The following is a 22,528-nucleotide window of genomic DNA, read 5'->3' as shown; positions in this document are numbered from 1 at the left end:
TATGCTTTGTTACTGTGCTGCAATTTCTACATTGTCAACGCGATAAACGGCGCCTTCGCCTTGTCCCCATGCTGGAAACATCATGATGACGTTGATAGCACTGATATCCAGCCCCGCATCGAAGAGTGTTTGAAGTGGGAAGGTATAAGTTTGCCATTCGCCTTGAACTGGGGTCGCCCCTTCTAGGCTATCTGCAAGGCCAAGCTCAACCGCCGTAGATGCGCCTATCGATTCAATTTTAAATAGCCATGGTGCATCTGCATTATTTGGCATTGCACTTACTTTCATCTCAAAGCGCACCACACCGTCTAAATGAAGTGCAGATGCGTCATAGGCATGTCCATCGTCGGCAATAATTCCCATAACCGTCGGTGTTGCGCCTATGCGAAATTCCGCAACAGTGCCATGGTCAGCGTCATCTACTTCTTCTGTAGGCATTGAACCACCACAGCAGTCCCATATTCTCCACTGTTCAGCCGCAGTGTCTGCAAACAACGTTATACCCGAAGCGCCCATTTCTTCGCCGCTGTCTGGGTGGAAGAACTTCACGTTGTCCATACGATAGACAGCACCTTCACCTGTACCCCACGCTGGGAAAACCATAATGACGTCGATAGCACTTACATCTAATCCTCGCGCCTGAAGGTCTGAGATAGGGAAAGTGTATGTCTGCCACTCGCCTGTAACAGGCGCTTGCCCCTCAACACTTTCGGTAAGTGGTATTTCCACTGCTGTAGACGCATCATTGGACTCTATTTTGAACAACCAAGTAGAGTCAGGATTATTTGGTGCGTTCAAAACACGCATTTCAAACTGAAGAAGGCCGCCATCGGTTAATGCCGTTGCATCAAACGGTGTGTTACCGCCACCTGCGCCCGGACGAGTTATAAAGCCCATTACAGTTGGCTCAGCACCGATGCGGAACTCTGCGGTTAAACCATGTGCTTCATCGTCCATTTCTTCAGTCGGCGTTGAGCCACCGCAACAGTCCCACATAGGCCAATTTGGATTTTGACCATCTTCAAAAATTACGAGTTCTGGATAGCTAACGCCGCCTTCTTGAGATATTTCTACGTTAGCCAGGCGATAGACAGCGCCGTTACCAGTATCCCAAGCTGGAAACACCATAATGACGTCAATCGCGCTTGTGTCTAACCCTGCCTGAGCAAGCATGCTCAACGGAAACGAATAAGATTCCCATACGCCTTGTTCTGGCGTTGCGCCTGCGATATCAGCGGGGCCTACGTAACCACTTGAAAGTGGAAGTTCAACCGCGGTAGAGCCTTCGGAACTTTCGATTTTAAACAGCCAATTAGTCGATGAATTAAATGGTAATGATGTCACTTTTAAATCAAATTTTACGCTGCCAGTTTCTTCTATTGGCGATGCATCGAACGGTGTAGCCTCGCCATCAGGGTCTGTGATAAAGGCAGAGCGACTTATAAAGCCCATCACTGTGGGTGCTTCGCTAATGCTAAATTCGTAGACTTGGCCGAATTCTGAGTCTTCTACTAGTGCCGGAGTAGTGCCGCCACAGCAGTCCCACGCTGGCCAGTTTGGATTTGGCGTTCCATCAAAAATAGTTAAATTTTGAGGGATCCCCGTTGATGGTGGTGAAGGGATGGGGGCTGCGCCTTCGACGAGAGCGTCTTCAAGAGAGTCATAGCCAGGACGTACTGTCTCACAACCTTTGCCGGTATCTGGATCGGATGCACACTCATAAACACGCACGTAGTCAATTTCAAAGGTTTGGCCATTCGCAAACGCATCGGCATTGATGCCCGTTTCGTTTACTGCTTCAGGCCAGTTGCCGCCCACAGCTAAATTGAGTATTAGATAAAATTCTTGGTCAAATGGAGCGTTATCCCAAAACGTCGTAAGCTCGCCAGTACCCTGTTCAAAATATTCAGCGTACCATCCACGATGCGAAAGGCCCGTCGCGTCGCCGTTTGCGTTGTATCGAACTTCTGAACGACGCTGCGTTGCATACAGATAATCATCCATGTACCAACGTATTTCACCTTCTTGCCACTCAATAGCATACGTATGGAAGTCGTCAGCTGGGTTTGCACCCGACGGTAGAGAATAGGCTTTACCCGAATTGTCATTGTTAGGCCATTCGCGACCGTAGTGCAATGTGCCATAAATATGATTTTCAGGGTTGCCGTCAGCGTCTGCAGCTTTTAAATTCACTGCCTCAACAATGTCAATTTCTCCAGAGCGCGGCCAGCCGCCGTACACTTCGTCGGTAGGCATCATCCAAAACGCTGGCCAACTTCCTTGGCCCTCGGGCATCTTTGCGCGCATTTCAATGCGACCATATTTAAAGTCTGCTTTGTAGCGCGTATTGAGACGAGCTGATGTATAGGGTTTTGGCGCACCATCTTCAGCAGGGAGTGCAACGATCTTTAAACTGCCGTCGGATACAAACGCGTTGCTTGTACTGTCTGTATAACACTGTGCCTCGTTGTTTCCGCCACCGTCACAGTTAACTTCGTGCGTCCAGCTATCTTCGTCGATGCTGTTGCCTTCGAACTCATCGCTCCATACTAATGTCCAGTCAGAAACAGGTACAGAGGCGTCCACAGCGTCGATATCAGTAGATGTAGTGGAGCCGCCACCACACCCAATAAGTGTTGTCACTGATAAGGCGGCTGCAATCCGCGTAAGTTGAGATGCTTTTTTGGTCATTTTTTTCAGCCCTGCTCAAAAGAAATTGGGTTTTATATAGTGGAAATTGCCCACTTTAAAAAGCTCATGTAAGCGCTTACAATTTTCAACAAATAAAAAGGCCCATTTGAAAGCGCTTACATTAATTTAAGCTAACCCCACTTAAAGATCAACATTGTTCTCAATATTTTAACATTTTTAGGGGCGTGTGGCTCGAGTGTTATTGTTATAATTATCAATTAAAACAAGGGTTTGAGTGTGTTTTTTGTACGAAAGGATAAGCGCTGCTTCTCTGTCTTTACCGCGTTTTTACATATGTCATGAGTGGATATTAACAACGTTTAACAAAATATTTCGGCTTGAAATGTGAAATCTCGTTAATGTATTAGAAACAAGATCCACAGTTCAAACCAAACCTGTCGCTTTTATCGTCGATAAATAATTTCTTAAACGTTTGCAAGGCGCTTGATACTTTGCTCGTATTTATTGCGCCACCACCTTAAGCTCATACTTATCGCAATAACACAAATTGTCCAGATAATAAGTAACAGAGGAATAAAGCTACTGCTCAGGCCACCTACAAAGCCAATGGGCGAAAACATGGCATAAAGCGTTGCAATTAGGCCAACTAAGGTTATGGCGCAGGGTATTGCGTAGCGCCAAGGGGTCATATTCACTTCCGCCTTTGGTGAAAATTGCCAAGGTTTTGCCATTGGGTAAAGCCTGCCAATAACCAGCATTATTGCAAGTTCTATGGCGAACAAGATGGCATAGATATGAATGAAATTAATATCTACTTCCCAAACGAACTTTAATAATCCATAAGCAATGACGTGAAAGATAATCGCGACTTTTGCTGCAAGCGCCGGAACGCGTTTGGTAAATAAGCCAACGAGCACGATAGTAATGACGGGAATATTGTAGAACCCGGTAAAAATACGAATAATTTGCCACAGTCCCTCTGGTGCGAACATTAGCAGGGGGGCAGTGATAAAAGAAAGCACTGCAATGACAATGCTGGTGATTTTGGCTACGCGAATGAGTTTTTCATCGCTCACCCTATCTTTTTTGAAAGGTTTGTAAACATCAAGGCAAAATAGGGTTGCAGCGCTATTGAGTAGCGAATTGAACGAGCTGAACACTGCTCCGAGTAATACTGCTAAGAAGAACCCCGACAGATATTGCGGCAAAACATCTTTGACTAGATGAGGATAGGCAAGATCGATAGTTTGAAGGTTTTCGTCTTGGTACAAGTGATAAGCGATTACGCCAGGCAACATCATCATAAAAGGCACTAGCACTTTGAAGTAACCCGAGAACAGCACGCCCTTTTGGCCTTCAACCAGATTCTTTGCCCCAAGCGTTCGTTGGATAACGTATTGATTAGTACCCCAATAGAACAGATTAGCTAAAATCATACCGGTAAAGATAGTGCCGAAGGGGACGGGATCGTCTGCGCCGCCTATCGCATTAAGCTTTTCGGTATCTGTTGTAGCAATCGTTGAAAGGCCTTGACTAAAACTGCCGTCGCCCAATGCGATTAATCCCAAAATAGGTACCAGCAGACCTATAATCAAAAGTCCTATACCATTTATTGTATCTGATACAGCAACCGCTTTAAGGCCTCCGAAGATGGCGTATAGTGCTCCAATTGTACCGACAACAATGATGGTGAGCACTAAACCAACTTCATAGCTTATGTTGAAAAGGCCTGGTACATCGAAAAGCCGCAGTACGGCAATAGAGCCTGAGTAAAGCACCGACGGAATGGTTATTAATGAGTAGCCGACCATAAAAAGGACAACTGTCATTCTGCGAACGCTGTCATCAAAGCGATTACGCAGGAATTCAGGTAAGGTAGAGAAGGCGCCAGCTAAGTATCGCGGTAGGAAAATCAATGCCATGATGATAGTGGAAATACCGGCGGTAACCTCCCATGCCATGGCGCTTAAATTGTAGCCAAACGCAGAGCCATTTAAACCAATAAGCTGCTCTGCGGAGAGATTGGTAAGGATCATGGACCCGGCAATAAATGTGCCGGTAAGCCCTCTTCCTGCGAGGAAGTAACCGTCTTGTGTGTTAACTTCCCCTTTTGTTTTCGCGTAAGAAATAACGGCAACCAGTGCCATAAATGCCATGCATGACAATAGGGTAAGGGTGATATCCATGAACTGCTCCTAAGCGCTACGCTGGCCAAAATGTTGTGTTCGACATATCCATATCGGTATGTTGAACATCTGGACCCATTGCTATGCGACTGCCTTTTTGTATGAACACCGCCACTTCGTTTAGCGCAAGTATTTCTTCTTTGTATTGCTCTCCCTGTACTACGTCGTCGGTTCCAAACCGTATCCATTCTCCTTTTGGTAAGTAGTACTTAATTTTTCCACCGGGCACCACACAGGGAACAACAAGTAGGTCATCACCACACATAAATTGCTGCTCAAAACCGTGAGAAAGCGGCTGTTCTGGAAAGGCTAATGCCATTGCGCGTTGAACTGGAAGCCCTGTTTGTGATGCTTTTTCGGCAGTTTCCTTTAGATATGGAATAAGTTTGTATCTTAGTCTTAGCGCCTTAAATACAGCATCAGAGGCAGCTTCACCATATGACCATGGTTCACGAGGGCCAATACCGTGCAATCGCATGTGGGCACTAAACACTGACGCTTGTGCCCATCTCACGTAAAGTTCTGCATCTCGGGTGTCTTTGTAGAAACCGCCTATATCGGTAGCGAAAAAGGGGCCGCCTGACATACCCCACGACAAACTGCCGCGAATACTGGCTGCAAGGCCGTGCCAGTCTGCTTGAGGATCGCCGCCCCACTGCGATGGATAACGCTGACTTCCCGTCCAAGCTGAGCGACTGAATAAGAAAGGACCTGTTTTACAGTAAGCTTCTGCGGCTTCGTAAACACAACGGTTGTAGAGCATACTGTACACGTTATGCAGGCGATTGCCTGAATCACCGCTGTACGACAGCATGTTGTCGTCTTCAAGTTGTTCACCAAAATCAGCTTTTATCATGTCCACGCCAAGGTCAAATAGAGGCTTGTGCGAGGTTTTCCAAAATTCGTAAGCGTCTGGATTAGTAAAGTCTAAAATACCCGAGTCTGGTAGTGGCGTAAGCACTTCGCCAAAAGGGCTTAAATCCCACTCATACCGGTAAGCTTCTCCGGTCCGTTTGTCTTTTATTAGCCAGCCTTTTTCAGCGGCTTTTTTGTAAAGCGGGTTTTTCACTGAAATCATGGGGTATTCCCACACACAGATTTTAAAGCCCAATGCCTTTAGCTCATCGATAACTGGCTGTGGATCGGCGTAGCGCTTAGGGTCCCATTCAAAAGCAAAACGGGTATCAGTGTCTTGCCATGCGCGCCCGTCTAGAGTAATTACATCGCAAGGCATATTCTTTTCACGCACTTCGCGGGCGACGGCGAGCAGCTCATCCGCATCTTTATAATACGCTTTAGACAGGATCACGCCTAAGCTCCACGTAGGAGGCGTAGGGGCAAACCCTGTTAACTCACTGTAGGTTTGAAGGCTTTTAGCTGGCGAGTCTTGATGGAACAAAAATAAATCGAGTAGATTGTCTTCTACAAAACATACATAGGCTCGTTGTGACCATGGTGCGTAGCCGATGCCATGGGTAACTGGAGCTGGTGTGTGTACAAAAAGGTTCCAGCCTTCTGGACTCCACGCGTAAGGCGTATTTTTGTAAGATTTTTCGGCATTTACGCCCAAAGCGTCGTGATTGAATGAACGAATAAGTTGGCCACGCTTGTCGAGTTTGCCCCATTTTTCACCAAGACCATAAACGGCCTCGTCGTAGTTGAGTTCTAAGCTGACCAACCAACCTTTGTCGGTTTTGGCGAACGGTGGCAAGCGATGTTGGCGCACAAAGTGTCCGTCAGTGGCGCTTTGTTGAACAAGTACATCATTTTTGTAAAGTTTGAAATGCAGTGGTGAGGCAAAAATTTCCAGTCGATAGTCGCCCGCCGCTAGCGTGCTGTGCGATTTATCACCTGAGAGCACTAACACTTGCTTATCGGGCGCCTGGGTGAGCATGCCGAATTTATCAGTAGCATTCACGTCACTTTGAATACGCAACCCAAACTGACTAATACTTAAACTCAACTCACCGTATTGGGTAGGGACGATGAGTGTTTTATCGTCTGACAAAAAGGGCTGTTCAGTGATGTCAGCCGCTTTAATGTCGTTCCAGTCTGGCTCAGTCACACAAAATGCGTTACTCATATTTTCACTACTCTACATGTCTTATATAAGACATAAGTTAATGAAATGTAACTTAGGTGTCAATCTGGATTTGATGAATGATGATAAAAGTTACACAGGCAAACTTTTAATAATCAACGTGGCACCACTAGCGGTTAACATTAGCAGAGCCAAAAGTCGCACGAACGAAGCATCAACTTTCGCAGCAAGTAGACGTCCAATCCGAGTAAAAATAAGAACGACAGGAATGGCACATACAGTTAATAGTAACGTTCCTTGGCTTGGAAGTGTGCCAAAAGGAATGATAGCTAACCGTATGGCCGCGGTCACGCTGAATACCGCAAGAAGTGTTATTCGAATTTGATTTATTGGCCACTGTTGTCGATAACATTGAAATACCACCGGGGGGCCAAATGTTGAAAACAGTCCTCCAAGCAACCCTCCTAGTGCACCGGCAATGCTAAAGCCGTAGGCTTTTCCCGACGGCGCAGTGTGTTTTCGCTTTATCAGCAACAAAGCGCAACAACTCAAAATTGCGAAGCCTAAAATAATGTTCAGCCAACTTGCTGTTTGCTCTGACAAATACTCTAGCAGAGCATAGCCTAAAATCATGAATGGTATGCCGCTAATTACAATAATTCTAAATGCGCGCGTGTTGATATGTTCTCTGCTTTTTATCACAAGGCTAATAGAGTTAAACAAGCTTAAAAAGCAGACTAAGAAGGTTGTAGCGGTAAGGGGCATTATATTAAACAGAGTAAAGCTTGAAACGACCATCAGCCCAAAACCAAACCCGCTTAATGTTTGAAGAAGCGTCGCAAGCCCTAAAAGGACGAACATGGGCAGCAGTGTTTCCAAAAGCATGTACGTTATTCCTATGATATATGTGATTTAAATCAAAAATGCGCTATAACTCTTGTGTATGATATAAAAAGAATAATTAAGCGTTTAGGTTAGGGTTCATGTCTTCATCTCAATTCGATCACAAACTCAGCGGTCCAAGTCTTGCTTTTCAGCCTTTGTATCAACAGGTCGCTGAATACATAAAGCAACTTATTGTCGAGCGTCGATGGCAACCTGGTGAGATGCTACCTAGTGAGTTTAAACTTGCAGATGAGTTCAAGGTGAGCCAAGGAACTGTTCGTAAAGCTCTCACGTTGCTTACCGACACTAAAATTGTAACCCGTAGACAAGGTGTTGGTACATTCGTTTCTGAACATACTGCTCAAGATGCCTTGTTTCGCTTCTTTCCATTACAAGCTGACGGCAAAGGTGCCGATTTGCCTAAGGCCGAGCTCATTAGTAAAGAGTTGGTAGAGCCGAGCGAAACGGTTCAACTTGCGCTTGCACTTGCCGCCAAGGATAAAACAGTAAAGATCAAACGTAGACGTATATTAGAAAATGAATTCTGTATGTTAGAAACCATATTTCTACCATCCAAAATGTTCTCTGATATCGAAAAGCGCGAAGACATTCCCCACACGTTGTATCACTTTTATCAAACAGACTACAATCAAACCGTATTTAAAACTCGAGATAGTATCAAAGCTGTCCTTGCGTCAAAAAGTGATGCAAAAAATCTAGGTGTTGAAAAGGGTACACCGTTGCTTTTGGTCACTCGTGTCACTGAATCCATAGATGGCAAACTTATCGAGTATCGCGAAAGTAAATGCAGAAGCGACCATTATCATTATCAAGTGGAGCTAGATTAGTTCGCGTTGATTTTTGCTGCGCTCTGTCTAAGTGGTTGCGGCTTTTTTAATCAGGCCGACCTTTCAAATTTCCAAGGTTAATTGCTCACGTCTTAAGTTTGATCGATCGCGTTACAGTTCCTCTTCATCTGCGCTTTCAAAAAACAGTCCAGCCGATAGCGTATAGGTTGAACACTGCTTAGCACACTAGTCGCGATCATTTCACTTTTTCAACAACCATGCAGAACGACCTGTTAACACTTTGTTGACATCATAATGGCTGTGTAATAACTTATGTCTTATACAAGACTAAAGTTTGAAGCTGAAGTTATACAAGAGCATGCTGTTAAAGTAAAACGAATTAGCTTAATGCAACAAATTCTAAGGTGAATGAAACAATGAATAAGATACCTGAGGTAGGTTTTGGCTTTTGGAAAGTAGATACAGCCATTTGTGCCGAAACCACGTACCAAGCAATTAAGGCTGGCTATCGCCATTTAGACTGCGCCGCAGATTATGGTAACGAAAAAGAAGTGGGCGAAGGCATAAAGCGCGCTATTGATGAAGGCCTATGTACCAGAGCAGAGTTGTGGGTAACATCGAAACTTTGGAATACCTTTCACGCCCCTGAGCATGTAGCGCTGGCGCTTGAAAAAACGCTATCTGATTTACAGCTAGACTACCTAGACTTATACCTTATCCATTTCCCTATCGCGCAAAAGTTCGTACCAATCGAAACGCGATATCCACCTGAATGGTTTTATGAGCCCGATGCAGCCGAGCCTAAAATGGAGCTTGCTCCAGTACCGCTTCATAAAACATGGGAAGCCATGGAAGCGCTAGCGGATAGTGGCAAAGTAAAACAAATCGGTGTGTGTAACTACAACACAGGGTTGCTTAACGACCTAATGAGCTACGCGCGCATTAAGCCGGCAATGCTGCAAATTGAATCTCACCCTTACCTTACCCAAGAGCGTTTAATTCGCTTGGCAAAAGACTATGGCTTAAACGTTACCGCGTTCTCACCTTTAGGTGCGCTTTCATACCTCGAGCTTGAAATGGCTGACCAAACTGAATCAGTACTCCAGCAGGATGTAGTGAAAGCTGCTGCAAAAGCCCACGGTAAAACGCCAGCGCAAATCGTATTGCGTTGGGGCATTCAGCGCGGCAACGCGATTATTCCGAAAACGTCAAAAGTAGAACGCATGAAAGAGAACCTGGCGCTTTTCGATTTTTCATTGAGTGAAAGTGAAATGCAGGCTATTTCTGCATTAAACATGAATCGTCGATTTAACGATCCGGGTCACTTCTGTGAAGCGGCCTTTAATCGTTTTCACCCCATTTACGACTAGGAGTAAACTATGAAAAACGTCAATGACAGCTCTGCGGTAGCGTATGCAAGCGTACCTACTCAGCACAACTACAACGGCGGCGTGTTCCCTGAAATTGTCGTGAACAATGAAAGCTGTTCCACTGTAGAAGAAACGGTTGCGTTTGTTAAAGCGAATCAGGCAGAACTTGAAGCAAGACTAGCTAAATCAGGTGCGCTGCTGTTTAGAGGGTTCCCTCTTGATTCAGCAGAGACCTTTGACGTTTTTTCAGCAGGCTTCGGCTATCCTAACTTTACTTATCAAGAGTCTCTGTCTAACGCGGTGCGTATTAACTACACCGAACGTGTATTTACCGCTAACGAAGCACCTAAAGATGTAGAGATTTTTCTTCATCACGAAATGGCTCAAACACCTATTTCTCCAAGTAAGCTTTTCTTCTTTTGTAAAACTGCAGCAGATGAGGGCGGTGCTACGCCGTTGTGTCGTTCAGACAAACTGTTTGAAGCATTGAAAGCGGAAAGCCCCGAACTGGCAAGGGACTTTAAAGAAAAAGGTCTGAAGTACACCACTACCATGCCTGCAGCAAATGACATCAATTCAGGTCAAGGGCGTAGCTGGAAAAGCACATTGAGTGTTGAAACCGTAGAAGAGGGTGAAGCTAAGCTTAAAGAATTAGGTTACAGCTGGGAGTGGATGGAAGATGGTAGCTTAAAAGCGATTACGCCTGTACTTCCAGCAGTCATTGAGTTAGCTGACGGTTCTGAAGTGTTCTACAACCAGCTTATTGCAGCTTACATGGGCTGGAAAGGCGTTCGCGAGAACCCATCTTCAGCCATTTCGTTTGGTGACGGTAGCGCTATCCCGAAAGAAGGGCTAGAGCGTATTGCTGAGCTTTCTGAAGACTTCACGTTTGATTTAGAGTGGCAAGACGGGGACGTGGCAATTGTCGATAACTATCGTGCAATGCACGGCCGTCGTCCCTACTCTGGCGATCGCAAGCGTGTAGTGCTTGTGGCATTGGTTGCTTCAGAGCGTTAATGCAATGAATGACATAGCAGTAAAATGTAAAAACATTTGGCCTGGGCTGGGTATTGCTACTATCACAGGCATGGCGGCCTTGTTTTTAAGTGAGCACTACAATGCCCCTGCTATGTTGTTCGCTTTACTGTTAGGCATGGCAGTTTCGTTTTTGTACCAAAACGATACGCCATGCGCGTGCGGTATCGATTTTACCGCAAGTACCTTGCTTCGCGCGGGTGTGGTTTTACTGGGCTTAAGAATAGCGCTAGGTGACTTGGCAGTGCTAGGTTGGCAAACAGCGCTCATGCTTGCTGGCGCCATTTTTACGACCATTGTATTGGGCGTAGGCTTGGCAAAAGCGTTGGGACTTCAAAAGCGCTTTGGTGCACTTACTGGCGGCTCCGTGGCTATTTGCGGTGCTTCTGCTGCGTTAGCCATTTCTACCATACTACCAAAAGGTGAAAACCACGAGCGAGACACCCTGCTTACCGTTATAGGCGTAACGGCCATGTCCACTATTGCGATGGTGCTTTATCCCATAATCGCGGGGCAACTAGGCATGACCGACACTGAAGCGGGTATCTTTCTAGGCGGCACAATTCATGACGTGGCGCAGGTGGTAGGGGCTGGTTACTCGGTGTCAGAAAGTGCGGGTGATATGGCGACCCTTACCAAATTGGTGCGCGTAGCCATGCTGATGCCGGTAGTACTGATCATGATGCTCGTTATTAAGAGATTCTATAAAGCCAGTACCCAAGCAGAGGGCGGTGAAGTACCTAAAATGCCTCTGTTTCTTATCGGTTTTATTGCACTCATGTTGCTCAATAGCTTTGTATCGTTACCTGAATTTGTGATTGAAGCAGGTACGCAGGTTTCTCGTTTTTTTCTGGTTGTTTCCATTACCGCGATTGGCATGAAGTCAAACCTGGGCAAGCTTGCCGAAGTGGGCGTGTTGCCTATTGTCATGATAGTTGTTGAAACCCTTTGGATTGCACTGCTTATTCTTGGTTTTCTTTACGCTATGTAAAAGCCGTTCATCATTTTGCAACATGTTTTAAATACAAAATCTTTTGTACTGATAAGGTGGTCTCAGTGAAAAAACGCGGTCTTCACGAACTTTATGCCAAAGATCCTGTAAAAGCCGACGAACAGGTTTTTCAAAGAACCAGCAATACACTGACTCGCCGAGGTTTTATCAAAGGGTTAAAGTCACTGTCTTTGTTACTCGGTGCCGAAGTGGTGTACGGGCAATTTATGCCAGCGGGCCTCATTCCTGCAGCATTTGCGCAGGCCGACACGCCTTTTTCTGTTAAAGGTAAAGACGGTTTAACCATACTCAATGACAGACCATTAAACGCAGAAACACCAGCACACCTATTGGATGATGCAGTCACACCTGCTTCGCGCTTGTTTGTAAGAAATAACGGTATTCCCCCGCAAGCGCCCGATGCAAGCAGCTGGACGCTTACTATTGAAGGGGAGTCTGCAGCACAGTCAAAAACCTTTACCCTTGAAGAACTAAAAGCTCAATTTAAGCATTACACCTATCAGTTAACGTTAGAGTGTGGTGGAAATGGGCGTGCTGAGTTCTCACCGGCCGCTACCGGTAACCAGTGGACGACAGGAGCAGTAGGCTGCCCACGCTGGACAGGAGTGAGGCTAAAAGACGTGCTAAAAGCAGTGGGCGTAAAGGAAGACGCGGTTTACATTGGCTATTACGGTGATGATCAGCATTTAAGCCGAACACCGGGCAAAGCGGCTATTTCTCGTGGCGTGCCCATCGACAAAGCGATGGAGGACGAGTCGTTAATCGCGTGGGCAATGAATGATGAACCGCTTCCCTTAATGAACGGCTACCCGCTGCGGCTTGTATTTGGTGGCTGGCCTGCATCAACGTCAGGCAAGTGGCTTAAGAAAATTGTAATTCGAGACCGTGTGCACGACGGTGCAAAAATGCTGGGTAAAGCCTATAGAATGCCGTGTAAACCTGTAGCGCCTGGCGCGAAAGTTGCCGACGAAGACATGTGTATTATTGAAGCCATGCCAGTTAAGTCGCTTATTACCTTTCCAAAGTCTGGCAGCGACCACTCTCTTAAAGAAAAGCTAACCGTTCGGGGACATGCATGGAGTGGTGAGGGCAAAATTGCCAAGGTGTTTACCTCTATCGATTTTGGCCAAACGTGGCATCTTGCTCAGCTGAACGCACCGGCAAACAGACACGCATGGCAGCAGTTTAGTACTCAGATAAACTTCCCTCAGCAGGGCTATTACGAGGTATGGGCTAAAGCACAAGATGAGCATGGAAAGTCTCAGCCTATGGTGCTACCTGGATGGAATCCAAAAGGGTATTTAAACAATGCCTGTCATCGTATAGCTGTGCGTGTGGTGTAGGTAGAGTAGTGCAAGATTTTATGTTTATTAAGGGGAATGGGGCACTGGGTATGGTTTGCATAGCCGTTCGACTTTTAGCCTTAGTAGGGGGGCTTCACATATCCGTAGCAGCAGCCGATACCGAGACCAATAAAACGATGAGCATGGCAAGTTCATCAAAAGAGCACGTGCTGCATGAAGTCGATCCTCAGTCAGGTCTTGTAAAAGCAAAAGGCTTCAACTTAGTGTTAGCCCATTGCAGTGCCTGTCACTCGACTTCTCTTATTACTCAAAATGCCATGAGCCGTGAAAGGTGGCTTGAGACTATTCGCTGGATGCAAGAAACGCAGAAACTGTGGCCATTGGGTGACGCAGAACCAATGATATTAGATTACCTATCAACCTGGTATGGACCTAAAAAAAGCGCTCGTCGTGCACCTCTACCACCACATTTACTGCCTGCAAACTAAAAACAGAGATAATAGTTTAATTTATCCCCTCAGTTTTATAATTTTCTGCCGATAATCAAACAATAACGCTACTTCAGACTAATGGCTAAGACGATGTAACCTCTGTTAGTCTGAGTAAAATAATCCTATAACAACAATCGGTATCTCCACATGTTTGTATCACGCAGTAAATTCGAAGAAAAAGAAGCTCAGGTTGTCCTATTAGAAAAACGCCTTCAAGAGGCGCTAGATAGAGTGTCCTCACTTGAAGCTGAAAACCTTGAACTGACCGCGGCTCTCGAAACTGCAAACAATGATGAAACGTCCACCGCTAATTCGACTGTGATAAAGTGTTTAGTGGATTCTCTGTCGCAAGTTGAAGGCGTTCGTGAAACGGTTTTACGTTCTTATGAGAGAATTAATGCAGAAAGCCAATCTATTGTAAATATTAATGATTTGTTTAGTGAGTCGGCATCCACACTCAGTAAAATCGTATCTGACATGAGTGGCCTTAATGTACAAATGGGCAGTATGAGCGAGCGCATATCAGGTCTTTCTACTACAGCTGACAACATTAATAAATTTGTAACCACTATCACCAGTATTTCCGACCAAACTAACTTGCTGGCACTGAATGCAGCTATTGAAGCTGCCCGCGCAGGCGACGCGGGGCGTGGATTCAGCGTTGTTGCCGATGAAGTTCGAGCGTTGGCAACAGAAACGAATAAATCTGCGACGGAAGTGTCAGAACTTGTCAATGGTATCATTCAATCCACATCGAAAGCGGTATCAGGCGTTAATGAACTGCGTGGGAACAATGAACAGTTAGAAACAGGGATCAATCAGCTTAACAGTAGCTACGAAACAATGGTGCAGCATTGCGACAGCATGAAAGCGACGATTAGTGAAGGAGCAATCGCTACGTTTATCCAAACTGTGAAGTTAGACCACGTAGTGTGGAAATCTGGGGTTTATGAAGTTTTCTGCGGCTTCAGCAGCAAATCGCCGTCTGAATTTAGTGATCACATGAATTGTCGTTTGGGGCAGTGGTTCCGCGAAAATGCGAGCGGCCCCATTGGCCAGACTACTGCTTTTAGGGAAATTGAAACACCTCACGCGAAAGTGCATAGCAGTGGTGTGGAAGCGGTTAAAGCTAAACTCGCGGGTAACATTGTAGAGGCAGATGCGAAACTAATAGAAATGGAACAAGCAAGTGAACGCGTTATGATGCTTCTTGACCGCCTAGCTGGTTGAGCTATTGTGTGATGGGGCACTAATAAATATAACGAGCGCTTAGTAACAAGCGGACGGACAATGGAGGGCTTTGGGATGAGTGAAACGTCGTATTCCACCGAAAACGATCGCATTCGAGCACTTGAAGCCCGTGTTAATTCGCTAGAGCGGCAGCTCAAACGTCAAAAAATTGCACGTAAAAACGCAGAATCGTTTTTAGAAACCTATTCTCAGGATGCTTACCTTGCTAACCAGGCGTTACGAAAAGCACTCAAAGACTCGAAACAACGAGAGCGAGAACTCCTCTATTTAAATCGTACAGCCTCCCAGTTAACCCTATCAAACACCAATGAAGGATATGTATTTTCGGCTTTAGAATCTGCGGTTGAGTTCAGCGATGCGTTTTGCGGTAAAGCTTTCTCTGTTAAAAATGGTGAAGTCATTGTTGGTAACGATAGTAGGGTACTACTTCAAGAGGGGGGCTGGATAGACTCCCCGATACTTGCAGACTTTCTCCGCGCTGAAACGCCACTACATATGATCGAAAGCTATTCTCACTGGTGTGTTAGTGCTGTAACACCGCCTGGTACAGAAAAAGAATCGCGTTTACTACACTTTATGCATGAAATGTCGAAGGAAGAATTCACGTGGCTTGTGCTGCTCACCAAAGACGACAACCTAAAAGAGGAAATGCTTTATATTTTAGATACTACGAAACACTATCTAAATATAGCGTCTAGGTATCAAAGGAAGAAAACTGAACTGAATCGCAGGCAGCGAGAGCTTCGAAATGTCAAAAAGGATCGCGATTCCCTCGAGGAAAAGTTGGTCAGTGCAGATAAAATGGCGATGTTAGGGCAGCTTGCTGCAGGTATAGCTCATGAAATTAACAATCCTATAGGTTATGTACGAAGTAACACCGTTGTGGCAAAAGAAATCTTCAGTGATTATCAGCGAGCGCTCGAAGAAATAGAGAACCTGTGTTGCCAAGCAGGTGGCGAATTAGAAGCGCATTTTAAGGCGCTAGAGAAGCGATTTTCGCTTAAAGACAGCGCCATAGAAATCGCGGAAATGTTTGATGAATCTCACGAAGGTATTGAGCGGATCATCGAGATTGTAAAAGCATTAAGAAGTTTTTCTTATCCTGGGTCGGGTAAGCATGTAGAAATTAGTGCCATCGAGGCCATGAATACCGCGATCAAACTCACGAATAATTTACATCGGTATCGCAATGCCGTGCAATTTTCAGTACCTGAAAAAGATGCTTTTTTTATTGGGAATGCCGGTCAAATACAACAGGTTCTTGTAAATTTTCTCACCAACGCAATTCACGCAACCCCTCAGGGAAAAGGAATTACGCTTAAAATTATGGAAGGCGAAAAAAGTGTGTCGCTAATAATTGAAGACGAAGGCGTAGGTATGTCGAAAGAAACGTTAGGTAAGATATTCACCCCTTTTTTTACTACTAAACCACCCGGTGAAGGCACGGGGCTGGGGATGTCCATTTCTTTGACAATAGTGGAAGAGCACAATGGCAGTATAGATATTAGGAGCGTCGAGGGAGAAGGGACGACAGTAAAGGTTGTTTTACCTTTAGCCTAAAGTATAAATTTCTTTTCTAACTCATTGATAAAAGTTAATATTTCCCAAATTATTTTTGAAGGCTAGACAGCTTGCGTTTTTGTTCTAGTCTTAAAAGATAGCAAAGACGGTCTGGTTTTATGGATGAGTGCTTTGCCAAATGGAGAAAGTATTAAATGAGAAATAACCAGCCTGTAACGCAAAAAGAGTATAAATTTCCCTCTCATCACCGGCTCATCTCTTCAACTGATAAGCGTGGCGTGATCCAACACTGTAACAGTGAATTTGTGGAAGCGAGCGGGTTCACTCGTGAAGAGTTAATTGGTAAAAACCACAACCTTATTCGTCATCCTGATATGCCAGCGCCTGTTTTTAAAGAGATGTGGAGGACGCTTGAGTCTGGACAAAGCTGGCTAGGGCTGGTTAAGAATAGAAGAAAAAACGGCGATCACTATTGGGTATCAGCGTTTGTTACCCCCGTCTATGAAGGCAAAACTATCACAGGGTATGAGTCTGTTCGGGTACCAGCATTAAAAGACGAGATTGAGCGTGCATCGAATGTATATGCCAGAATGCAGCAAGGAAAGTCTGCGGTATCACCGATGTCGCGAGTGGCGCAAAACTTAATGCACATGGCGCCGACATTGCTCATAGGTGCCTTACTTATTTTAGTACTCGCATTTACCCATGGTTGGGCAGCGGCTGGTATCACGTTGATTGGATTGGCCGTGTTAGTAACTGCTCAGGAAGCCAAGACAAGAAAAGACTGGGGTGCGCTGCTTTCTCTTAGTCCAGAAAGCTATGCTAATGAAACGGTGGCCCAAACCTACTTTCCAGACCCTCCTCATATAAGCCAAGCTAAACTTGCACTGGGGTGTGAACTTGCCAGAAATCGCACGGCGTTAACCCGAATTAAAGATGCATCAGCGGGCCTTGAGTCAATAGCTCACACAACACATCAACAAGCGGAAAGCACCAGTTCGGCGGTTGTGCAGCAAAATCAAGCTACACAGCAAATTGCGTCTGCGGTCACGCAAATGAGTCAGGCTATTCAAGAAGTTGCTGAGCGAGTTGAGGGTAATGCCAAAAGCGCAAAAACTGCAGCAGCTAACGTAGAAACAGGCAACCAAAAAGCTGAACAGGCCATGCAGGCGATAGTTGCGTTGCGCGAGGCGGTAGAGTCAATATCGACAACCGTGACTGAGCTTGCTCAGTCAACCAGCGATATTGGCGAAGCGGCCAATATCATCTCAACCATCGCTGAACAAACTAACCTGCTAGCGCTTAACGCTGCAATTGAGGCCGCAAGAGCGGGCGAGCAGGGAAGAGGTTTTGCGGTTGTTGCCGACGAGGTCCGTACTTTAGCTTCGAAAACTCGCGAATCGACCGATAAAATCCACAACATTATTAATGAGTTAGCAGAGCGTTCTGACCGAGCTGTAAGGGTATCGACGGAAGGGCTAGCTTCAGCAGAGCACGGCAGCGCGATAGTAGAAGAAACCCGAGGAGCATTGTTTGAAATTAACAATGCCGTGAAAGGTATCGCCGATGCCACGGTAGAGATGTCTTCAGCTGTGGAAGAACAAAGCACGGTGGCAGAGCATATTAACCAGCAGTTAGTAGAGGTTGCTGACGGCGCGTCTGAAACCCAGCGTTCATCTGAAGCATCGCTTGCCGCAAGTCACGATTTGCGCGCAACGGTTAATCAGGTTCACGAGCTAATATTGCGTTTCAGCACAGATAAGCGAGTAGGAGAGTAAGACTCTCTCCAGCTCTCTTAAGCTAACTCCATTAAAAGACCTATTGCCTATTGGCGCACCGATGCGGGGCTACATAGAAGGCTGTAAAACCCGAAACAACGCTGTAGGCATGGGTATTTATGAGTTCGCGTTTAGTCCTGCGTGTAGGCCACGTCTGTAGGCGGCCACAGCGGGGAATAGCGAAACCAAATAGGTAGACCCCAGTATCAGTAAAATGATAATAACACTACTTTGTCCAAACAGCGGGCTGCTTAAAAACAAGCCATAAGTACTGCTTAACCATGGCTTAAGTGTGCTCATAAGCCCGGCTACCAAGCCTAAACTCAGTGCGGCACTCACAATCGTCAGCAGCATAGCTTCAATCTGTATGAGTAGCAGTAAGGTAAATGGCCCTGCGCCTATGGTTCGTAAAACGGCAATTTCCTGGTAACGTTCTCGCATCGTGGCCAGTAGCATAGTGGCAAGCCCAATAAGCGCACAGATGACGATAAGACCGGAAAGACCAAGCAATAGCGATTCTACATTTCCCATAATTTGCCAAAGTTCTGCGAGTGCCATGCCCGGTAGAATAGCCATTAGCGGCTCTTTTTTACTTTGATTAATTTGATACTGAAGCTGCAGTGCAGTTACTCGATGTTTAAGCCCCAGCATCACCACAGATACTGACTCAGGCGTAAACGCTTCGCTATTGTAAGCTGCATGTTCTTTTGTATGCTCGGCTCATGCTCATGCTCATGCTCATGCTCATGCTCATGCTCGTTCGCCTTGTCAGCAGATTTACGGCCTAACATTAAGGCGGGCGAACGTTTAGGCCCTGTGTGGGCTTCTTCGAGTCCCTGAAGGGTAACGTATACCGCTTTATCTACGGGCGTACCGGTTTTCTTAAGAATACCTGAGACAGTGAAAGGGTGATCGTCATGGTTGTTGAACGATACGTTACCCAAACCATGGGAAATAATAATCTTATCCCCTACTTTGTACCCCAATGATTGGGCAATGTCCGCGCCAACAACGGTAGACAGTGGCTGCGTAAATGCTGAGCCCGAAGTCATTTCAAGTGACTGCATGTCACCATATTTAAAGTGGTCGAAAAAGCTGTTGGTTGTGCCTACCACCCTAAAACCTCGGTGGGTATCACCCAAAGATAGCGGGATAAGCCACGATACCTGCTTGTTAGATTGAAGAGCAGCAATACTTTTATATTCAATACCTTTGGTGGGCGCACCTATATTAAACACTGACGACAGGAGTAAATTAAGCTGTCCACTTGGTGCGCCAACAATAAGATCAACACCGGAAACGGTGCGCGTAAAACTGGTTTTAACTTGGGTACGAATAATGTCCACGCACAAAAGTAAACTAATGCTGATGGTAATACTTAACAGTGTGAGGATTGCCGTGGTTTTTCTGCGCTTTAAGCTTTCAATAGCAATGGTACTTAGCATTACGCACGCTCCTGTGCTTTTGGGGCCTCATCGCCTAGCGTTTTTATGTGGTTTGTACTAGGGCTTAATTCACTGATGCTGCAGTGGCGGTCAAAATAACTCTCCATGGCTTTATCGTGACTAACAAAAATCATGGTGCTTTCACCTGCAACGTCTTTTAGCAGCGACATAAAACTATCTCTGGCATCGGTATCTAGGGCAGAGGTAGGTTCATCGACAATTAATAATTGTGGGTCGTTAATCAGTGCTCTGGCAATGGCAACGCGCTGCTGCTGACCAATACTCAATGCGTCAGCTTTCGCATGCAGCACGTGAGAAGGCAGCTGTAGCTTGTCCAGTAAATGACGAAGCTTTGCGTCTGATGCTGTCTTGCTGACGTTTGTACTTGCAAAATACACCGCCGCATTAATGTTCTGTGCCACAGAAAGGTAGGGAATAAGATTAAACTGTTGAAAAACAACGCCGATATTGCGTGCTCTAAACTTGTCCCGCTGTCGATTCGATAATGCGGAGAACGGCTGTGCTAATAAGGCGATGTCGCCCTGAGTTGGAGTTAATGTTCCGCACAGCAAATTGAGCAATGTGCTCTTCCCGCTACCCGAAGGCCCTGAGAGAAAAACGTGCTCACCTTGCGAAACTTGCCACGCTTTAATGTCGATGATAGGCGTGCTTTCTTTGGTGTACGAAAACTGTAAATTGCTAACTTCAATCGCTGTGTTGCGCTCTTTTATCACTGCGTTGCGCTGGAAGTGAGTGCTATTGTTTTTATTGATGGTATTCACGCTAAGCCCGACCTGTATTTACGTCTTATGTTCACATTAGCAAAAGCGACACGTCTGTTCACCCAGTTGAAAACCAGAGAAAACACATTGCCGCGTTGAGGTAATGTTATCAAATAACATTTTTGCGTATAGCTATGCTATCAGATCTCATCAGCCTAAAGCGGCAATTGCTCTTATTAATTGCTCATCATAACGACGCAAAGGAGAGGCGCGCCTAAATTATCAGCCGTTAGCTTGTAGCTTTACAACTTCTGCGCTTTCATCTTCTAATACGCTTTCAGCCGTTGCGCCTTTAAAAATCTTGCTGATTTTATCTTTGTTTTTAGACAGCATAATAGTGAGCTCTTCCACTACGCTATCGTCTAGCTTGATCCCCTTCGCATGAATGTAGTCAGCAAGGTTATCTGCTGCATCAAGCATTTTGTCATACTGATCGGCTTCTTTTTTGTCGGTAGTTACCAATTTTTCTACCCCTTTGTGCGTAACAACATACTGTGTGGTAATGGCCATGGTAGGTCCCCTGTTTATTAAAGACACAAAAACTGTACAGTATTTTACTGTATAAATAAACAGTATTTTATTAAATGTTTTAGCTCGGTGTTTATTACAAAAGACAAATGATTGTTCTAGAGGTGATTAATGCTTGTGCAATTAGTAACTGCTGCGTATAATGCGCGCCCTTACAGCCATCCCAATTCGTTCCTTGTCTCCATACAGTCGGCTGTACTGTCGAGGCTACAACCGTAAGGAGCTATAATGCGTCATTACGAAATCGTATTTATGGTTCACCCTGATCAGAGTGAACAAGTACCTGGTATGATCGAGCGTTATACCACAATCCTAAAGCAAGACGGTGGTCAGATTCATCGTTTAGAAGATTGGGGCCGTCGTCAACTGGCTTACCCAATTGAAAAGCTGCACAAAGCCCACTACGTACTAATCAATGCTGAAGCGTCTGCAGAAGCTGTTGATGAATTGGAAAATGCTTTCCGTTTCAACGACGTGATCCTACGTAACATGGTTATGCGCACTAAGACTGCTGTGACTGAGCCTTCTCCAATGATGAAAGAAGAGCCTCGTCGTGAGCGTCGTGACGATTCTGCTCCTCGCCAAGATCGCGCGGAAAAGAAAACTGAAACCACTGAAGACAACGCTTAAGGAGATTACCCATGGCTCGTTTTTTCAGACGTCGTAAGTTCTGCCGTTTCACTGCAGAAGGTGTGACTGAGATTGATTACAAAGATATCGCTACTCTTAAGAACTACATCACTGAGAGCGGTAAAATTGTCCCTAGCCGTATTACTGGTACAAGCGCAAAATATCAGCGTCAGCTGTCTTCTGCGATCAAGCGCGCACGTTTCCTTGCGTTGCTTCCGTACACTGATTCACACAAGTAATTTGGCGAATATAAGGGTTAGCTAAGATGAATATCATCCTACTAGATAAAATCGCCAACCTTGGCGGCCTGGGCGACCAAGTGACTGTTAAGTCTGGTTACGCTCGTAACTTCCTTTTCCCACAGGGTAAAGCGGTTCCTGCAACTAAAGACAACGTTGAAAAGTTCGAAGCACGTCGTGCTGAACTTGAAGCGAAAATTGCTGAGCAACTAGCTGCTGCTAACGCACGCGCTGAAAAAGTTGCTGAGCTTGCTGAAGTTACAATCGCAGCGCCTGCTGGTGACGAAGGTAAACTATTTGGCTCTGTTGGTACTCGTGACATCGCTGATGCAATCACTGCAGCTGGCGTTGAAGTACAAAAAGCAGAAGTTAAACTACCTACTGGTACTCTTCGTGAGACTGGTGAGTATGACATCGACTTACAACTTCACTCTGACGTTATCACTTCAATCAAAGTGATCATCATTGCTGAAGCGTAATCGCTGACGTATTTGAAAAAAGCCGCTCTTAGAGCGGCTTTTTTTTGCGTATAATTTCTCGTCAACCTGTGAAAGTAGCTTTGCTTTCGC

Annotated in this window: 18 protein-coding genes and 1 pseudogene; 12 read left to right on the top strand and 7 right to left on the bottom strand. The window is 45.6% G+C overall.

What is annotated here, in order from left to right; all coding sequences use genetic code 11:
- Nucleotides 1-9: 9 nt before the first annotated feature.
- The 4 genes from BK026_RS13330 to BK026_RS13315 form a co-directional block, all read right to left on the bottom strand.
- Nucleotides 10-2,691, bottom strand: coding sequence for a glycoside hydrolase family 16 protein (locus BK026_RS13330; protein ID WP_071816253.1), 2,682 nt, complete (start codon nucleotides 2,689-2,691; stop codon nucleotides 10-12).
- 425 nt (nucleotides 2,692-3,116) lie between these two features.
- On the bottom strand, nucleotides 3,117-4,838 hold the full coding sequence (locus tag BK026_RS13325) for a solute:sodium symporter family transporter (RefSeq protein WP_071816251.1): 1,722 nt from the start codon (nucleotides 4,836-4,838) through the stop codon (nucleotides 3,117-3,119).
- A gap of 16 nt (nucleotides 4,839-4,854) precedes the next feature.
- Nucleotides 4,855-6,921 (bottom strand): alpha-xylosidase, encoded by a 2,067-nt coding sequence (locus BK026_RS13320; protein WP_071816250.1) that lies wholly within the window; start codon nucleotides 6,919-6,921, stop codon nucleotides 4,855-4,857.
- Between the two features lie 90 nt (nucleotides 6,922-7,011).
- Nucleotides 7,012-7,764, bottom strand: a complete 753-nt coding sequence (locus tag BK026_RS13315; RefSeq protein WP_071816249.1) for a sulfite exporter TauE/SafE family protein — start codon at nucleotides 7,762-7,764, stop codon at nucleotides 7,012-7,014.
- A gap of 98 nt (nucleotides 7,765-7,862) precedes the next feature.
- Between BK026_RS13315 and BK026_RS13310 the strand changes: the two genes are divergently transcribed.
- From BK026_RS13310 to BK026_RS13270, 9 genes are all read left to right on the top strand, one after another.
- On the top strand, nucleotides 7,863-8,612 hold the full coding sequence (locus tag BK026_RS13310) for a GntR family transcriptional regulator (protein ID WP_071816248.1): 750 nt from the start codon (nucleotides 7,863-7,865) through the stop codon (nucleotides 8,610-8,612).
- A gap of 377 nt (nucleotides 8,613-8,989) precedes the next feature.
- Complete coding sequence (locus BK026_RS13305) at nucleotides 8,990-9,943, top strand: aldo/keto reductase (RefSeq protein WP_083575168.1); 954 nt, start codon at nucleotides 8,990-8,992, stop codon at nucleotides 9,941-9,943.
- A 9-nt stretch (nucleotides 9,944-9,952) separates the two neighbouring features.
- Nucleotides 9,953-10,960, top strand: a complete 1,008-nt coding sequence (locus tag BK026_RS13300) for a TauD/TfdA family dioxygenase (protein WP_083575093.1) — start codon at nucleotides 9,953-9,955, stop codon at nucleotides 10,958-10,960.
- A gap of 4 nt (nucleotides 10,961-10,964) precedes the next feature.
- Nucleotides 10,965-11,969, top strand: a complete 1,005-nt coding sequence (locus BK026_RS13295) for a YeiH family protein (RefSeq protein ID WP_071816246.1) — start codon at nucleotides 10,965-10,967, stop codon at nucleotides 11,967-11,969.
- A 38-nt stretch (nucleotides 11,970-12,007) separates the two neighbouring features.
- Nucleotides 12,008-13,333, top strand: coding sequence for a sulfite oxidase (locus BK026_RS13290; protein WP_071817654.1), 1,326 nt, complete (start codon nucleotides 12,008-12,010; stop codon nucleotides 13,331-13,333).
- A 137-nt stretch (nucleotides 13,334-13,470) separates the two neighbouring features.
- Nucleotides 13,471-13,782, top strand: a complete 312-nt coding sequence (locus tag BK026_RS13285) for a hypothetical protein (protein WP_143142165.1) — start codon at nucleotides 13,471-13,473, stop codon at nucleotides 13,780-13,782.
- A 150-nt stretch (nucleotides 13,783-13,932) separates the two neighbouring features.
- Complete coding sequence (locus BK026_RS13280; protein ID WP_071816244.1) at nucleotides 13,933-15,015, top strand: methyl-accepting chemotaxis protein; 1,083 nt, start codon at nucleotides 13,933-13,935, stop codon at nucleotides 15,013-15,015.
- Between the two features lie 75 nt (nucleotides 15,016-15,090).
- Nucleotides 15,091-16,596: a sensor histidine kinase gene (locus BK026_RS13275; RefSeq protein WP_071817653.1), complete on the top strand. Its 1,506-nt coding sequence runs from the start codon at nucleotides 15,091-15,093 to the stop codon at nucleotides 16,594-16,596.
- Between the two features lie 155 nt (nucleotides 16,597-16,751).
- Nucleotides 16,752-18,335 carry a PAS domain-containing methyl-accepting chemotaxis protein gene (locus BK026_RS13270; RefSeq protein WP_071816243.1) on the top strand — a complete coding sequence of 528 codons (1,584 nt, stop codon included), beginning with the start codon at nucleotides 16,752-16,754 and terminating at the stop codon, nucleotides 18,333-18,335.
- 117 nt (nucleotides 18,336-18,452) lie between these two features.
- On the opposite strand, the pseudogene BK026_RS19960 reads toward BK026_RS13270, so the two are convergent.
- The 3 genes and pseudogenes from BK026_RS19960 to BK026_RS13255 form a co-directional block, all read right to left on the bottom strand.
- Nucleotides 18,453-19,780, bottom strand: a pseudogene (locus tag BK026_RS19960) (ABC transporter permease).
- Complete coding sequence (locus BK026_RS13260) at nucleotides 19,780-20,562, bottom strand: ABC transporter ATP-binding protein (protein WP_071816242.1); 783 nt, start codon at nucleotides 20,560-20,562, stop codon at nucleotides 19,780-19,782. The pseudogene BK026_RS19960 and the gene BK026_RS13260 overlap by 1 nt, the downstream one beginning before the upstream one ends.
- 222 nt (nucleotides 20,563-20,784) lie before the next feature.
- Nucleotides 20,785-21,072 (bottom strand): YebG family protein, encoded by a 288-nt coding sequence (locus BK026_RS13255; RefSeq protein WP_014951121.1) that lies wholly within the window; start codon nucleotides 21,070-21,072, stop codon nucleotides 20,785-20,787.
- A 246-nt stretch (nucleotides 21,073-21,318) separates the two neighbouring features.
- Here BK026_RS13255 and rpsF point away from each other — a divergent pair, with 246 nt between their 5' ends.
- Genes rpsF through rplI form a run of 3 tightly spaced genes read left to right on the top strand, consistent with a single transcriptional unit; the run spans nucleotide 21,319 to nucleotide 22,438 of the window.
- Nucleotides 21,319-21,720 carry a 30S ribosomal protein S6 gene (gene rpsF, locus BK026_RS13250; RefSeq protein WP_014951120.1) on the top strand — a complete coding sequence of 134 codons (402 nt, stop codon included), beginning with the start codon at nucleotides 21,319-21,321 and terminating at the stop codon, nucleotides 21,718-21,720.
- A gap of 11 nt (nucleotides 21,721-21,731) precedes the next feature.
- The gene (gene rpsR, locus BK026_RS13245) at nucleotides 21,732-21,959 is read left to right on the top strand and encodes a 30S ribosomal protein S18 (RefSeq protein WP_012519954.1); all 228 of its coding nucleotides are present in this window, start codon (nucleotides 21,732-21,734) and stop codon (nucleotides 21,957-21,959) included.
- Nucleotides 21,960-21,985: 26 nt separating this feature from the next.
- On the top strand, nucleotides 21,986-22,438 hold the full coding sequence (gene rplI / locus BK026_RS13240) for a 50S ribosomal protein L9 (protein ID WP_012519953.1): 453 nt from the start codon (nucleotides 21,986-21,988) through the stop codon (nucleotides 22,436-22,438).
- Nucleotides 22,439-22,528: the final 90 nt, after the last annotated feature.

Source organism: Alteromonas sp. V450, from assembly GCF_001885075.1.
Classification (GTDB): Bacteria; Pseudomonadota; Gammaproteobacteria; order Enterobacterales; family Alteromonadaceae; genus Alteromonas.
The sequence above is the reverse complement of the archived record's forward strand: the minus strand, read 5'-3'. Positions and strand labels throughout refer to the sequence as shown.

What these genes read in the sequence shown, in the direction of transcription:
- BK026_RS13330 (WP_071816253.1), bottom strand. Translation starts at nt 2,691, where the DNA reads ATGACCAAAAAAGCATCTCAACTTACGCGGATTGCAGCCGCCTTATCA.
- BK026_RS13325 (WP_071816251.1), bottom strand. Translation starts at nt 4,838, where the DNA reads ATGGATATCACCCTTACCCTATTGTCATGCATGGCATTTATGGCACTG.
- BK026_RS13320 (WP_071816250.1), bottom strand. Translation starts at nt 6,921, where the DNA reads ATGAGTAACGCATTTTGTGTGACTGAGCCAGACTGGAACGACATTAAA.
- BK026_RS13315 (WP_071816249.1), bottom strand. Translation starts at nt 7,764, where the DNA reads ATGCTTTTGGAAACACTGCTGCCCATGTTCGTCCTTTTAGGGCTTGCG.
- BK026_RS13310 (WP_071816248.1), top strand. Translation starts at nt 7,863, where the DNA reads ATGTCTTCATCTCAATTCGATCACAAACTCAGCGGTCCAAGTCTTGCT.
- BK026_RS13305 (WP_083575168.1), top strand. Translation starts at nt 8,990, where the DNA reads ATGAATAAGATACCTGAGGTAGGTTTTGGCTTTTGGAAAGTAGATACA.
- BK026_RS13300 (WP_083575093.1), top strand. Translation starts at nt 9,953, where the DNA reads ATGAAAAACGTCAATGACAGCTCTGCGGTAGCGTATGCAAGCGTACCT.
- BK026_RS13295 (WP_071816246.1), top strand. Translation starts at nt 10,965, where the DNA reads ATGAATGACATAGCAGTAAAATGTAAAAACATTTGGCCTGGGCTGGGT.
- BK026_RS13285 (WP_143142165.1), top strand. Translation starts at nt 13,471, where the DNA reads ATGAGCATGGCAAGTTCATCAAAAGAGCACGTGCTGCATGAAGTCGAT.
- BK026_RS13280 (WP_071816244.1), top strand. Translation starts at nt 13,933, where the DNA reads ATGTTTGTATCACGCAGTAAATTCGAAGAAAAAGAAGCTCAGGTTGTC.
- BK026_RS13275 (WP_071817653.1), top strand. Translation starts at nt 15,091, where the DNA reads ATGAGTGAAACGTCGTATTCCACCGAAAACGATCGCATTCGAGCACTT.
- BK026_RS13270 (WP_071816243.1), top strand. Translation starts at nt 16,752, where the DNA reads ATGAGAAATAACCAGCCTGTAACGCAAAAAGAGTATAAATTTCCCTCT.
- BK026_RS13255 (WP_014951121.1), bottom strand. Translation starts at nt 21,072, where the DNA reads ATGGCCATTACCACACAGTATGTTGTTACGCACAAAGGGGTAGAAAAA.
- rpsF (WP_014951120.1), top strand. Translation starts at nt 21,319, where the DNA reads ATGCGTCATTACGAAATCGTATTTATGGTTCACCCTGATCAGAGTGAA.
- rpsR (WP_012519954.1), top strand. Translation starts at nt 21,732, where the DNA reads ATGGCTCGTTTTTTCAGACGTCGTAAGTTCTGCCGTTTCACTGCAGAA.
- rplI (WP_012519953.1), top strand. Translation starts at nt 21,986, where the DNA reads ATGAATATCATCCTACTAGATAAAATCGCCAACCTTGGCGGCCTGGGC.